The organism is Burkholderia sp. SRS-W-2-2016 (assembly GCF_001931485.1).
Classification (GTDB): domain Bacteria; phylum Pseudomonadota; class Gammaproteobacteria; order Burkholderiales; family Burkholderiaceae; genus Paraburkholderia.
Map to the genome: position 1 here is coordinate 49,884 of NZ_MSDV01000051.1, position 13,399 is coordinate 63,282.

The window sequence follows — 13,399 nt, forward strand, 5'->3', positions numbered from 1 at the left end:
GATGAATCCGAAAGCTCACCAACCCGATAGTTTACCTGCTCCCGGCCCGAGCGCGCTCGCGCAGTCCGACGCGCTGGTCGCGCAGATCCGTGCGCAGCTCGACGCGGCCGGCGGCTGGCTGCCGTTCGACCGCTATATGGAGCGCGCGCTGTACGCGCCGGGGCTCGGCTATTACAGCGGCGGTGCGCGCAAATTCGGGCTGCGCGGCGACGACGGCAGCGACTTCGTCACCGCGCCGGAACTGTCGCCCCTCTTCGCCGCGACGCTCGCGCGCCCGCTCGCCGAAGCCTTGGAGGCGAGCGGCACGCGCGAGCTGATGGAGTTCGGCGCCGGCACCGGCAAGCTCGCGGCGGGCCTGCTCACCGCGCTCGACGCGCTCGGCACGGAGTTCGACAGCTATTCGATCGTCGATCTGTCGGGCGAGCTGCGCGAGCGGCAGCGCGACACGATCGCGGCAGCCGCGCCCGCGCTGCTGGCCAAGGTGCGCTGGCTCGATGCATTGCCGGAGCGCTTCGAAGGCGTGGTGATCGGCAACGAGGTGCTCGACGCGATGCCGGTGCGGCTCTTCGCGAACCGCGGCGGCGCCTGGCTGGAGCGCGGCGTGGTGTGGCGCGACGACGCGTTCGCATTCGACGACCGCCCGGTCACCGCGGCCGCCGACCTGCTGCGGCTAGAGGAAATCGACGCGGCCCGCGAAACCGGTGCCGGCGACGACTACCTGACCGAGACGCACGAAGCCGCGCTGGCCTTCACGCGCACGATCTGCACGATGCTCGCGCGCGGCGCGGTGATCCTGATCGACTACGGCTTTCCGCATCACGAGTACTACCACGCGCAGCGCGCGCAGGGCACGCTGATGTGCCACTACCGGCATCGCGCGCACGGCGATCCGTTTCTGTATCCCGGCTTGCAGGACATCACCGCGCACGTCGAATTCACCGGCATCGCGGAAGCCGGTACCGACGCCGGCGCGGACCTGCTCGGTTTCACGTCGCAAGCGCGCTTTCTGATGAACGCGGGAATCACCGAAGTGCTCGGCGAAATCGATCCCGCCGACACCGCCCGCTTTCTGCCGGCCGCGAATGCGGTGCAGAAGCTGCTGTCGGAGGCGGAGATGGGCGAGCTGTTCAAGGTGATCGCGTTTTCGCGCGGGCTCGACGATACGCTGCGCGCGTTTTCGAGCGGCGATCGCTCGCATACGCTGTGACGTGCCACGCCTTTAAGGACCCGAGAGACTCGCGATGATCCGCTGGCTATTGACCACCTTCGTTGCCGTCGCGATTCTGTCGTCGTGCTGGCCGTGGCTCAGGAAGCTCGGCATCGGCCGGATGCCCGGCGACGTGACGCTGCGGCTGTTCGGCCGCGAGTATCCGTTTCCGTTCATGTCGACGCTGGTGCTGTCGATACTGCTGTCGTTGCTGGCGCGGGTGCTGTAGCCAACCCCCGCGCCTTCCTCTTTTAGCCGCGTGTCGCGCCTGCGCTAACCCAGCGCCGCTTCCACCGCCCTGACCCGCTCCTGATGCACGGCGTCCTTGATGCCGGCCGGCGCATCGGCAAGACGCTGCGCAACCGCGCCCGCATCCACTCCCCGCGCGGCCACCAGCGCGACCCGCAAACGCTCCGCCTGCGGATAATCGCGCGTCTCGAAGCCCAACCGCCCGCGCGCATCCGACTCGCACGCCTGCAACGCCTCGGCGAAGCGGGCCGGCTTGCGCATCGCGTCGCTGCGCTCGAACAGCCGCACCAGCGCGGCCGCGCCCATTTCCATCACGCGATGAATATTGCCGTGCTCGCGCGCGACCAGCAGCGCGAGATCGCGGCACTCGTTCGGCACGCGCAGCCGTTCGCATAGCGGCTTGAGCAGATCGACGCTGCGGCCTTCGTGGCCGAGGTGACGCGGCAGGATGTCGTCCGGCGTGGTCGCCTTGCCGAGATCGTGCGTCAGCGCGGCAAACCGCACCGGCAACGCATAACCCTGCTGCGCCGCATGGTCCAACACCATCATCACGTGCACGCCGGTGTCGACCTCCGGGTGATAGTCGGCGCGCTGCGGCACGCCGAACAGCGCGTCGATCTCCGGCAGAATCCGCGCGAGCGCGCCGCATTCGCGCAGCACGTCGAACATCCGCGACGGCTTCTTCTCCATCAGCCCGCGCGACACTTCCTGCCACACCCGCTCGGCGACCAGCGCATCGGCCTCGCCGTCGGCGACCATCTTGCGCATCAGTGCCACGGTTTCCGGCGCGACCGTGAAATCGGCGAAGCGCGCCGCGAAACGCGCGATGCGCAGAATCCGCACCGGATCTTCTAGAAACGCGTCGCCGACATGGCGAAACAGCTTCGCCTTCAAATCGGCCTGGCCGTTGAACGGATCGATGACCGGCCCGGTCAGCTCGCCGTCCGGGCGCACTTCGCGCGCCATCGCGTTGATCGTCAGATCGCGGCGCGCGAGGTCTTCCTCGAGCGTCACGTCCGGCGCATAGAAAAACTGGAAGCCGTGATAACCGGCGGCGGTCTTGCGCTCGGTGCGCGCGAGCGCGTATTCCTCATGCGTCTGCGGATGCAGGAACACCGGAAAGTCCTTGCCGACCGGCCGGTAACCCTGCGCGACCATCTGCTCCGGCGTCGCGCCGACCACCACGTAATCGCGATCCTGCACCGGCACGCCGAGCAACTCGTCGCGGACCGCGCCGCCAACTGCGTAAATATTCATGGGCATTCGTCTTGATAGGGCACTGCGTGCGTTTCCTTGCGCGCGGCGTCGATCCACGCATTGACCGCCGGCAGCGCGGTGAGCCGCTCGACATACGCGGCGGCCGTCGCCGACAACGCCGGCTTCCACGTGTTGAAGCGCATTGCGACCGGCGCGTACATCGCATCGGCGATGCTGAATTCGCCGAACAGGAACGGGCCGCCGTAGCTTTGCAGGCAGTCGCCCCAGATCGCCTCGATGCGGGCGATATCGGCCAGCGCGCCCGCGGTCGCGTTCTTACCCGGGAACGACGCGCGGATGTTCATCCACATGTTCGAGCGCAATTCGCCGAAGCCCGAATGCATCTCGGCGCTGACGCTGCGCGCATGCGCGCGCGCCGCCGCGTCGCGCGGCCACAGCGCGTGCTGCGGAAAACGCTCGGCGAGCGTTTCGGCGATCGCCAGTGAATCCCACACCGGCTGACCAGCATCGTCGATCAGGCACGGCACCTTGCCGGGCCCGCGCGGCGCGAGGGCGCGGATCTTCGCATTGGTGTCCGCCTCGTTCAGATGGATCAGCACTTCGTCGAACGGGATGCCGAAGTGCTTGAGCAGCAGCCACGGCCGCATCGACCACGACGAATAGTTCTTGTCACCAATGAGCAGCTTCATGCGTTGCCTGAAAGTGAATGGAGAAGAAGACTTCAGCGCCCGGCGCTGGCGCGGAACGAGTCGAGCCGCGAACCCCTGGACGCGCCGGTGAGATAGGTCGGCACGATCGCCTCGATGCTGGCCGGTTCGATCCCGAGTTCGGGCGCGAGCGGCCCGCTCAGGATGTTCGGGACTTTCATCGAGTCGAGATTGTCGCGCGAAATCACCGGTTCGCCGGGCGCCATCTCGAAGCTGAGCGCCTGCAGGCGGGCCAGCGGTTCGGGCAAGCGGATGATGCGCGCATGCTTGCCGATCACGTCGCCGCAGTAGGACACCAGGTCTTCGAGCGTATAGACGGTCGGGCCGCCGAGTTCATAGGTGCGGCCGGTGGCGGCATCGAGATCGAGCACGTTGGCGATCGCCTTCGCGACGTCGCCGACGAAGACCGGCTGGAACTGCGCATCCGGCATCGCGAGCGGAATGGCCGGAAACACCCGTTGCAGGAACGCGAACTTGTTGAGGAACGCGTCCTCGGGGCCGAACACGACCGACGGCCGGAAGATCGTCCACGCGACGCTGCCGCCGTGCACCGCTTTCTCGCCGTCGCCCTTCGAGCGCGCGTACATGCTAGGGCCGTTCGAATTTGCGCCGAGCGCGCTCAGATGAATCAGCCGATGCACGCCCTTGCCTTCGCACGCGGCGACGATGCGCGTGGGCAGCTCGACGTGCGCGCGCGCGAACGCTTCGCCGTACGGTTTGCCGCGTTTGGAGTTCAGCACCCCGACGAGGTTGATTACGCAATCGGCGCCCTCGACGAAGCGCGCAAGCTGCACCGGATCGAACACGTCGGTTTCGATCACGTCGATGGGCAGCATGGTGAGATGGCGCGCGTTGTAGCGGCGCCGGGTGGCGACGCGCACGTCCTTGCCGAGTTCGACGAGCGCATTGACGACGTAGCTGCCGATAAAACCGGAGCCGCCGATGACCGCGATAGCTTGATGTCGCATTTTCGACTCCCTGATGGAAGCCGCGGCAACGGCTGATGAGACGCGCCGCGGTGCGGGCTCGCAAGACCCGGCGACCGCGGCGGCACGGCGCTTACGGTGCGATGTAACCCAGACGCGCCTTCAGCGATTGCGGACGGCCTTCGAACAATGCCGCGTAGTAGACCGTGTTGGACAACACATTCTTTACGTAGTCGCGCGTTTCCTGGAACGGGATCGCCTCGGCGAAGATCGCGCCTTCGACCGGACGTTGCAGCGACTGCCGCCAGTTGCGCGGACGGCCCGGACCGGCGTTGTAGCCGGCGGTGGCCAGCACGGCCGAACCGTCGAACTGATTGTAGATCATCGCCAGGTAGTTGGTGCCGAGCAGGATGTTGGTGTTGATGTCGTTCATCTGCTCGCGCGACACCGGGCCCAGACCGATCTTTTTGGCGACCAGTTGCGCGGTGGCCGGCATCAGCTGCATCAGCCCGCCCGCGCCGACTTCGGAGCGCGCGTTGATGATAAAGCGCGATTCCTGGCGGATCAGCCCGTACGCCCACTCGATGTCGAGCCCGCTCGACTGCGCGTCGCGCTCGACGATATCGCGGAACGGCGACAGATAGCGCAACGAGAAATCGTGCTCGGTCTTCGTACGGTCCGCGGTGTTGACGGTGCGGTCGTACAGCTGGATCCGGCGCGCGTATTCGGCGGCCGCGAGCAGTTGCCGGTCGCTCATCTGGCGCAGCGGCCAGTTCCATTCGCGATTGCCTTCGAGCCGCAGATTCAGCGCGTAGAAACGCTGTGCGAGATCGAAGCCCGGAGTGGCGCCGGCCTGCTGGATTTCGGCGTCGGTGACCGTGGTCTTCGGCGGCACGGTGATCTTCTGGCCGAGTTCTTCTGCGGCGAGCTGGCCGTAGAAGTTGAAGTTCTGCGCGATCGACTGGAATTCCTGGTTGGCCGTGTCGACGTCGCCGGCCTGCTTGAGCGCGCGCGCGTGCCAGTACACCCACGACGGCTGCTTGCGCAGCCCTTCGGGCATCTGCTCGATCGACCAGCGCACCATGTTCCAGTCGCCGGCGAGCAGCGCGCTGCGGGTGCGCCATTCATACGCGGGATTGGACAGCGGCGCGTTGGCCGACAGCCGGAACCAGTCGACCGCGCCCGGCACCTGCTTGACCGCCGCCTGATAGCCAATCGTGCCCCAGCCGATCGCCCGCTCCGGCGAATTCAGCGACGGCGCGACCGAGGCGAAGGTAGCCGCCGCCATCGCCGGATCGTTGCGCGCCATCCGGGTGATCGCGAGCAGCGCCAGCTGATGCGACTGCGAATCGGCGCCGACGCCGCGCGCGAGCAGCAGCGGCGGCGTATTGACCGCCTGGCTGAACGCGACCGGGTCGGGTGCCTGGTCGCCGAGCGCGTCGACCAGCTTGCTGCCGGTGCTGGTGTAGTTCTGTTCGTACGCGAGGCGGATCTGCTGCCAGATGTCGTCGCTGCTGAACTGACGATTGACGCCGAGCACCGTGATCAGATCGACGCAGCCGTCGCCGTACCACTTCGGATCGACCAGCAGGCCGCGCGCCGCGTCCGCGACGTTCTCGCCGCGCGATGCGCGCGATTCGAGCGCGTAGCACTTGACCTGGGTGTCGTCGTTGAGCACGAACAGCGGGTACTGCTGGTCGAAGTTACGCCAGTCGTGGCGCGTGCCGAGCACGGTCAGATAGTCGTTGCGCATCCGGTCGGCGATCGCCTGGCCGTCGTACTTCTGCAGGAACGCGAGCACCGGCGCGTCCGGCGCGTCGACCCGCGCATGGCCGCCCGAATCGAACAGCTGCGGCTTGATCTGGAAGTACTCCAGATACGACGGCGCCGGATAGTCCGGAATCATGCTCGCGAGCTGGGCCGCGCGCGGGGCGTCGTTCTTGCGCGCGGCCTCGCGAAGCTGAACGAAGATCTGGTCGTCGTTCGCATTCGTGAGCTGCGAGATCGGGAGAGGTTTGACGGCCGAAGCGGTGCTGCACGCGACGAGCGCCGCGGCGGCCAGCGCGATACCGGCTGCGCGATATACTCGAAAAAGGCGTTTTGACATCGTTGTTTCTGGAGCGCGAATTGGACCAAAGCATAGCACGCAACCCCGTCCCGATAACGAAAAAGGCATTGCGCCAGAGGCTCCTGGAAGCCCGGCTGCAAGCGGCTTCCAGGCCGGCTGTGAATGCCGCGCTGGGGCGTCGCGTGCTCGATGTGCTGAAGCACTTCGGGGTGCCGAGCGTGGGTTTTTACTGGCCGCTCGCCGGCGAGTTCGACGCGCGGGGCCCGGTGTCGATCTGGCTCGCCGGCAACGACAGCCGCGAGGCAAGTCTGCCGATCATTAAAGAGCGCGGCACCGCGCTCGAGTTCCACGCGTGGCACCCGCAGGTGCCGATGCGCATCGGCCATCACAAGATCGCCGAGCCGACGTCCGGGCGCATGGTGGTGCCCGACCTGCTGTTCGTGCCCTGCGTCGGTTTCGATGCCGACTGCTACCGGCTCGGCTACGGCGGCGGCTATTACGACCGCACGCTGGCCTCCTGGCCGGCGGCCGCGAAGCCGGTCACGGTCGGCATCGCGTATGACGCGTGTCGCATCGACGCACTGCAGCGCGAGGCGCACGACATCCCGCTCGATCTGATCGTCACCGAGACGGGTTTTCATCCGGGCCTGCCGGAGTGAGCCGCCGCCATTGCCGCCATTGCCGCTAGGCGGGCGTGCGATAACGCGCGCCCAACGCATTGCACCGCCGTGCGGCCTCGCCAATCCGCTGGTTTGATCATGTACGCTTCAGTTATCGCCGATCCCGCGCCGGACCTGCGCCAATCCGCCGCGCGGTCCGCTTCTTCCGCCGACTCGACCCGGGCCGTCCAGCCATGAGCCAACCCCGTATCTTTCCGCTTGGCGATAACGCGCTGATGTGCGTCGCGCCGCCCCCTGCCACGCTCGACTGCCAGCGGCGCGTGTGGGCCGCGGCCAGCGCCGCGCGCGACTGGCCGCCAGTACTCGAAGTGGTGCCCGGCATGAACAATCTGACGCTCGTGTTCGACCCGCTCGACACCGACGGCGACGCGCTCGCCGCCCAGCTGCTGGCCGCCTGGCAAGCGGCGGACGAGACCGCCGCGCCCACCCGCGAAGTCGAGGTGCCGGTCCAGTACGGCGGCGAGTTCGGCCCCGATCTGCAAGCGGTGGCCGAGCACACCGGGCTGAGCGCGCGCGAGGTCGTCGAGCGTCATGCGGGCGGCGACTACGTGGTGTTCTTCCTCGGCTTCCAGCCGGGCTTCGCCTATATGGGCGGCCTCGAAGCCGCGCTGCACACGCCGCGCCGAGCGTCGCCGCGGCTCGAAGTGGCGGCCGGCTCGGTCGGCATCGGCGGCGAGCAGACCGGCATTTATCCGGCGGTGTCGCCCGGCGGCTGGCAGTTGATCGGCCGCACCGAGGTGCCGCTGTTCGATCCGCTGCGCCGGCCCCCCACCCTGCTGCAACCGGGCGACCGGGTGCGCTTCACGATCGCGGGGATGCACGCATGATCGACGTGATCCGCGCGGGTCTGCAGACCACCATTCAGGACCTCGGCCGCCACGGCTACCGCCATCTCGGTGTCGCGATGGGCGGGGCGCTCGATCGTCTGTCGCTCGAAGTCGGCAATCGGCTGGTCGGCAACCGGCCCGACGCGGCCGGCCTCGAAATCACCTTCGGTCCGACCGTGCTGCGCTTTCTGCGCGCGACCCGGGTCGCGATCACCGGCACCGACTTCGGCGCGACGCTCGACGGCAAGCCGGTCTATTCCTGGTGGAGCCTGCCGGTGCAAGCCGGCCAGGAACTGGTGCTGAACGCGGCGAAGCGCGGGATGCGCGGCTACGTGTGCGTGGCCGGCGGCATCGACGTGCTGCCGGTGCTCGGCTCGCGCGGCACCGACCTCGCCGGCCATTTCGGCGGCCTCGGCGGGCGCGCGCTCGTCGACGGCGACCGGCTGCCGGTCGGCGCGCCACCGCAGCGCAGCCAGCTCGGCTTCGCGCCGGAGGCACCCGAGTTCGGCGTGAAAGCGCCCGTGCTGTGCAAGTTCGTGCAGGTGCACGAACCGCTGCGGCGCGGCCGGCATCCGTCGGGGGTGCCGTGGGCGGTGCCGATCCGGGTGCTGCGCGGCCCCGAATACGACAGCTTCACCGACGCCGCGCAGCAGTCGTTCTGGGCCGACGAATGGCTGGTCACGCCAAACAGCAACCGGATGGGCTACCGGCTCGCCGGCACCGAACTGACCCGCGCGCACAAGAGCGATCTGCTGTCGCACGCGGTGTTGCCCGGCACGATCCAGGTGCCGCCGAACGGCCAGCCGATCGTGCTGATGAGCGACGCGCAGACCACCGGCGGCTATCCGAAGATCGGCGCGGTGATCCAGGCCGATCTGTGGAAGCTCGCGCAGGTGCGGCTGAACGCGGCGGTGCGCTTTATCCCGACGACGCCCTACGAGGCGCGTCACGCATTACTGGAAGAACGCGCGTATCTGCGGCAGATCGACGCCGCGATCGCGATGCATGAAGAGCGTTGCGCGCGCCGGGCGGCGCTCGCGACGCGGTAACACGAAGGAGAGGAATCACCATGGAAATCGATCTGAATGCCGATCTCGGCGAAGGCTGCGGCTCCGACGAGGCGCTGCTCGACCTCGTCAGCTCGGCCAACATCGCGTGCGGCTGGCATGCGGGCGGCCCCAACGCGATGCGCGACTGCGTGCGCTGGGCCGTGCAAAAAGGCGTGTCGATCGGCGCGCATCCGAGCTTCAACGATCCGGAGAATTTCGGCCGCAAGGAAATGGACCTGCCCGCGCAGGACATTTACGCGGGCGTGCTGTACCAGCTCGGCGCGCTGTCGGCGATCGCGCAGGCCGAGGGCGGACGCATCGCGCACGTGAAGCCGCACGGCGCGCTGTACAACCAGGCCGCGCGCGACGAGAAGATCGCCGATGCGATCGTGTCGGCGGTGCATGACTTCGATCCGTCGGTCGCGGTGTTCGCGCTGGCGGGCAGCGGGCTGGTGAGCGCCGCGCGCAATGCGGGTCTGACCGCAATCGAGGAAGTGTTCGCCGACCGCGGCTATCGCGCCGACGGTTCGCTGGTGCCGCGCAAGGAGCCGGGCGCGCTGCTCGACGACGAGGACCTCGTGCTCGAACGCACGCTGGCGATGATTCGCGAGCAGCGGGTGCAGTCGGTCGATGGGCAGTGGGTGCCGTTGAATGCGCAGACCATTTGTCTGCATGGCGACGGGCCGCATGCGCTCGCGTTCGCGCGGCGGATTCGCGCGGCGCTCGAGGCGGCTGGGATCGACGTGCATGCGGCGAGTTCGGCGCGGGTTTGAGTTTTGCCGCGCGCCTGGGCTTCGGCGCGTGCGTGAGCAGCGCAGCCGAGCGTAAGCAGTTGCGCGGTTGAGCGCCCGGGCGGCGGACCGCTCGCGTCGCCCCGATCCAGACCGCGCCCCTCGCCCCAAGTAGACCCGCATCACCGCTTCAACGCCCCGCTTCGCCGCGGGGCGTTTTGCCAGCAGCAGCGCCTTTGCTTTCGCGGCGCGCGCGGCAAACCACGGCTTGCCCACGCATCCGCCGTACCGATTCTGAGAGTTCAACGCGGCCGCAGAGCCGCGGCAGCAAGCCGGCACGCCAACCCGGTGCGCCGGTTCACCTCAGCCGCCAGCCGCGGCGAAGTCGAATCACTCAAGGAGATACTGATGCAGACAACCGTCAGTTTGTGGCCGCTTATCGGTGTGGCCGTCATCATCGTTGGCTTTCTGTTGCGCTTCAATCCGATGCTGATCGTCGCGGTCGCCGCGATCGTCACCGGCTTCGCCGCGCATTTCCCCCCTGAAAAAATCCTCGCGCTGATCGGCACGGGTTTCATCAAGACCCGCAATATCCCGCTGATCATCCTGTTGCCGCTCGCGGTGATCGGCTTGCTGGAGCGGCACGGCTTGCGCGAGCGCGCGCAGGCGTGGATCGGCAGCATCAAGGCGGCCACCGCCGGGCGTCTGCTGATCGTCTATCTGGCGGTGCGCGAGCTGACCGCCGCGGCCGGGTTAACCGGGCTCGGCGGCCATCCGCAGATGGTCCGTCCGCTGATCGCGCCGATGGCCGAAGGCGCGACCGAAAACCGCTTCGGCAAGATCGGCGACGCGGTGCGCTTCCGCCTGCGCGCATTCGCCGCGGCGACCGACAACGTCGGCCTGTTCTTCGGCGAAGACGTGTTCGTCGCGTTCGGCGCGATCGTGCTGATGACCACCTTCCTGAAGGAGGCGGGGATCATCGTCGAACCGCTGCACGTCGCGGTGTGGGGGATTCCGACCGCGATTAGCGCGTTCATCGTGCATGGCTTCCGGCTGTGGCTGCTCGACCGCTGGCTCGAACGCGAGTTGCGCGGCAGCCGGCCCGGAGGCAGTGCGGGCGCGGCGAGTTCTTCGTCCACCACTTCTTCGACGCCCACTACGCGCGCCACGAAGTCCGCCACCGGAGACGAAGCATGACTTTCACGATCACCTATCTGTTCTGGCTGCTGGGCGTCGTGCTGCTGATCGTCGGCGGGATGATCGTGCTCGATCGCGAGCATCCGCGCCGCTTCACCGCCGGCGGCTTCTGGATTCTGTATGCGTTGATTTTTCTGATCGGCGACCGGCTGCCACCCGCGCTGGTCGGCGTCGCGGTGATCGCGATGGCGGTGATCGCCGGCTTCGGCGGGGTGACAGCGGGCAAGCCGAAGACGTTGTCGCTGGAGGCGCGCATCGCCAGCGCCACGCGGCTGCGCAACAAGCTGTTCGTGCCCGCGCTGACGATTCCGGTCGTCACCGTCGTCATCACGCTCGCGGCGAGTCATCTCGTGTTCGGTGGCGTGCCGCTGATCGAGAAGGCCAACGTGACGCTGATCGGTTTCGGGATCGGCTGCGTGATCGCGCTGGCCATCGCGTGCGTGATCACGCGCGACACGGTCGGGCAATCGATGAAGGAAGCGCGCCGCCTCGTCGATGCGCTTTCGTGGGCGGCGGTGCTGCCGCAGATGCTCGGGATGCTCGGCCTCGTGTTCTCCGACGCGGGCGTCGGCAAGGCGGTCGCGCACGTGACCACGTCGTATATCAGCCTCGATTACCGGTTCGTCGCGGTCGCGGTGTACTGCATCGGCATGGCGCTGTTCACGATGGTGATGGGCAACGGCTTCGCCGCGTTTCCGGTGATGACGGGCGGCGTCGGCGTACCGATTCTGGTCGGCGTGTTCCACGGCAACCCGGCGGTAATGGCCGCGATCGGGATGTTCTCCGGCTACTGCGGCACGCTGATGACGCCGATGGCCGCGAACTTCAACATGGTGCCGGCCGCGCTGCTCGAACTGCCCGACAAGAACGCGGTGATCAAGGTGCAGGTGCCCACTGCGCTCACGTTGCTGGTGATCAATATCTTCCTGCTGAATTTCCTGATGTTTTTGTAGGAGGCGGGTTTGGGGCGGGGACACACGCGAGCGTCGGCACTACGAGAAAACTACGAGAAATCGCGCTAAACCCCGCACAAACCCTCCCCGCCCGCACCCTTCAGAAAGCCCTTGAACTGCCGTACTACCGGTCTGACACGGTGAAACCCTGTTTCAACACCGGTATGCATAGTTCATAAAAAGGAAAATCAAGTGCGGAAGTCTCACATCACGATCAGGATGCGGATCCTGGCGATATTCGGCAGCTGCGTCGCGCTGACCTTTTTCACCGGCCTCGCGGGCATCGTCGCTTTGTCGCAGTTGGGTGCCGATGCGGCGGCCCGTCCGCTCGTCGGCGCGCTTGTCGTGATGGCCTGGCTCGGCACCGCGATCGCGCTGTACGGCGGTTTGCAGTTGCACCGGATCATCTGCGGCGGCCTGATCCGCCAGCGCAAGAAGTTCGAGGAGATCGCCGACACGCTCGACGTGTCGCGCCGCGCGGCGAGCCCGCGGATGGACGAGTTCGGTCTGGCCGCGGTCGCGTTCGACGCGCTGTTGCGGCGGATCGAGGCAAACATCGTGATCGTGCGCTCGTCGACCGATTCGGTCAGCACCGCGACCCGCGAAATCGCCGCCGGCAATCTCGATCTGTCCGCGCGCACCGAGGAACAGGCGGCGTCGCTCGAACAGACCGCGGCGAGCATGACGCAGCTCACCGAGACGGTGAAGCACAACGCCGACAACGCCCGCCAGGCCAACTCGCTCGCGACCAGCGCGGCGAGCAAGGCCGCCGCCGGCAACGACGCGGTGCAGGCGATGGCCGCGACGATCGGCCGGATCAGCGGCAGTTCGAGCAAGATTTCGGAGATCACCGGCGTGATCGAAGGGATCGCGTTCCAGACCAACATCCTCGCGCTGAACGCGGCGGTCGAAGCGGCGCGCGCCGGCGAACAGGGGCGCGGCTTCGCGGTCGTCGCAAGCGAAGTGCGCAGCCTCGCGCAGCGTTCGGCGGCGGCGGCCAAGGAGATCAAGGAGCTGATCGGCTCGTCGGTGGCGATGATCCAGGACGGTTCGACGCAAGCGGTCGAAGTGAGCACCGTGATGGGCGAAGTGACGACGGTGATCCGCCAGGTGTCGGATATCGTCGGCGAGATCGCGGCGGCGTCGGAGGAACAGAGCCGCGGGATCGAGCAGGTCAATCAGGCGGTCAACCAGATGGACGAGGTCACGCAGCAGAACGCGGCGCTCGTCGAGGAAGCGGCGGCCGCCGCGCAGTCGCTGGAGGAACAGGCGGGCAAACTGGCCGGCGTGGTCGCGACGTTCAAGGTGGCCGGCAGCGAGCCGGCCGCACGCGGCGCGGCGCCTCAGTTGGCGAAGCAACGCGCGGCGGTAGCGCCCGCGCCGCGCGCCGTATCCTCCGCGTCGTCCGCGTCGTATGAACCGGCGGCGGCGAAGCCGGTATCGAAGCCGGCCGCGCCGGCTGCCGGCGAGCGCAACGTTGCGCCGAAAGCGCCGGCCGCGCGACTCGAACCCGCGCTCGCCGCAGGCTCCGACGCCGACTGGCAAACTTTCTAATCCTTCCGCCACGGGCCGGGTTTTTACCCGGCC

The 13,399-nt window shown here is 67.7% G+C and carries 13 protein-coding genes; 9 read left to right on the forward strand and 4 right to left on the reverse strand.

Going from position 1 to position 13,399, the window contains the following annotated elements:
* Window position 1: 1 nt before the first annotated feature.
* Complete coding sequence (locus BTH42_RS22290) at window positions 2-1,207, forward strand: class I SAM-dependent methyltransferase (RefSeq protein WP_075303329.1); 1,206 nt, start codon at window positions 2-4, stop codon at window positions 1,205-1,207.
* Between the two features lie 34 nt (window positions 1,208-1,241).
* Entirely contained in the window at window positions 1,242-1,436 is a 195-nt protein-coding gene (locus BTH42_RS22295) for a DUF2905 domain-containing protein (RefSeq protein ID WP_075303330.1), read from the forward strand.
* A gap of 44 nt (window positions 1,437-1,480) precedes the next feature.
* On the opposite strand, the gene BTH42_RS22300 is transcribed toward BTH42_RS22295, so the two are convergent.
* The 4 genes from BTH42_RS22300 to BTH42_RS22315 all read right to left on the reverse strand — a co-directional run bounded on the left by BTH42_RS22300 (window position 1,481) and on the right by BTH42_RS22315 (window position 6,414).
* Window positions 1,481-2,713 carry a multifunctional CCA addition/repair protein gene (locus tag BTH42_RS22300; RefSeq protein WP_075303331.1) on the reverse strand — a complete coding sequence of 411 codons (1,233 nt, stop codon included), beginning with the start codon at window positions 2,711-2,713 and terminating at the stop codon, window positions 1,481-1,483.
* Window positions 2,710-3,363 (reverse strand): glutathione S-transferase family protein, encoded by a 654-nt coding sequence (locus tag BTH42_RS22305; protein WP_075303332.1) that lies wholly within the window; start codon window positions 3,361-3,363, stop codon window positions 2,710-2,712. Before BTH42_RS22305 ends, BTH42_RS22300 begins: the two co-directional genes overlap by 4 nt.
* Window positions 3,364-3,395: 32 nt before the next feature.
* The gene (locus BTH42_RS22310; RefSeq protein ID WP_075303333.1) at window positions 3,396-4,349 is read right to left on the reverse strand and encodes a complex I NDUFA9 subunit family protein; all 954 of its coding nucleotides are present in this window, start codon (window positions 4,347-4,349) and stop codon (window positions 3,396-3,398) included.
* 91 nt (window positions 4,350-4,440) lie between these two features.
* A complete protein-coding gene (locus BTH42_RS22315; RefSeq protein ID WP_075303334.1) occupies window positions 4,441-6,414 on the reverse strand; it encodes a lytic transglycosylase domain-containing protein in 1,974 nt (657 codons plus the stop codon).
* A gap of 20 nt (window positions 6,415-6,434) precedes the next feature.
* On the opposite strand from BTH42_RS22315, the gene BTH42_RS22320 reads away from it, so the two are divergent.
* The 7 genes from BTH42_RS22320 (at window position 6,435) to BTH42_RS22350 (ending at window position 13,366) form a co-directional block, all read left to right on the forward strand.
* Window positions 6,435-7,034 carry a 5-formyltetrahydrofolate cyclo-ligase gene (locus tag BTH42_RS22320; RefSeq protein WP_083654865.1) on the forward strand — a complete coding sequence of 200 codons (600 nt, stop codon included), beginning with the start codon at window positions 6,435-6,437 and terminating at the stop codon, window positions 7,032-7,034.
* Between the two features lie 194 nt (window positions 7,035-7,228).
* The gene (pxpB, locus tag BTH42_RS22325; RefSeq protein ID WP_075303336.1) at window positions 7,229-7,882 is read left to right on the forward strand and encodes a 5-oxoprolinase subunit PxpB; all 654 of its coding nucleotides are present in this window, start codon (window positions 7,229-7,231) and stop codon (window positions 7,880-7,882) included.
* A complete protein-coding gene (locus BTH42_RS22330; RefSeq protein WP_075303337.1) occupies window positions 7,879-8,931 on the forward strand; it encodes a biotin-dependent carboxyltransferase family protein in 1,053 nt (350 codons plus the stop codon). The genes pxpB and BTH42_RS22330 overlap by 4 nt, the downstream gene beginning before the upstream one ends.
* Window positions 8,932-8,951: 20 nt before the next feature.
* The gene (gene pxpA / locus BTH42_RS22335; protein WP_075303338.1) at window positions 8,952-9,704 is read left to right on the forward strand and encodes a 5-oxoprolinase subunit PxpA; all 753 of its coding nucleotides are present in this window, start codon (window positions 8,952-8,954) and stop codon (window positions 9,702-9,704) included.
* A gap of 366 nt (window positions 9,705-10,070) precedes the next feature.
* Window positions 10,071-10,859, forward strand: coding sequence for a DUF969 domain-containing protein (locus BTH42_RS22340; RefSeq protein WP_075303339.1), 789 nt, complete (start codon window positions 10,071-10,073; stop codon window positions 10,857-10,859).
* The gene (locus BTH42_RS22345) at window positions 10,856-11,812 is read left to right on the forward strand and encodes a DUF979 domain-containing protein (RefSeq protein WP_075303340.1); all 957 of its coding nucleotides are present in this window, start codon (window positions 10,856-10,858) and stop codon (window positions 11,810-11,812) included. The genes BTH42_RS22340 and BTH42_RS22345 overlap by 4 nt, the downstream gene beginning before the upstream one ends.
* 192 nt (window positions 11,813-12,004) lie before the next feature.
* Window positions 12,005-13,366, forward strand: a complete 1,362-nt coding sequence (locus BTH42_RS22350; RefSeq protein WP_075303341.1) for a methyl-accepting chemotaxis protein — start codon at window positions 12,005-12,007, stop codon at window positions 13,364-13,366.
* Window positions 13,367-13,399 lie beyond the last annotated feature (33 nt).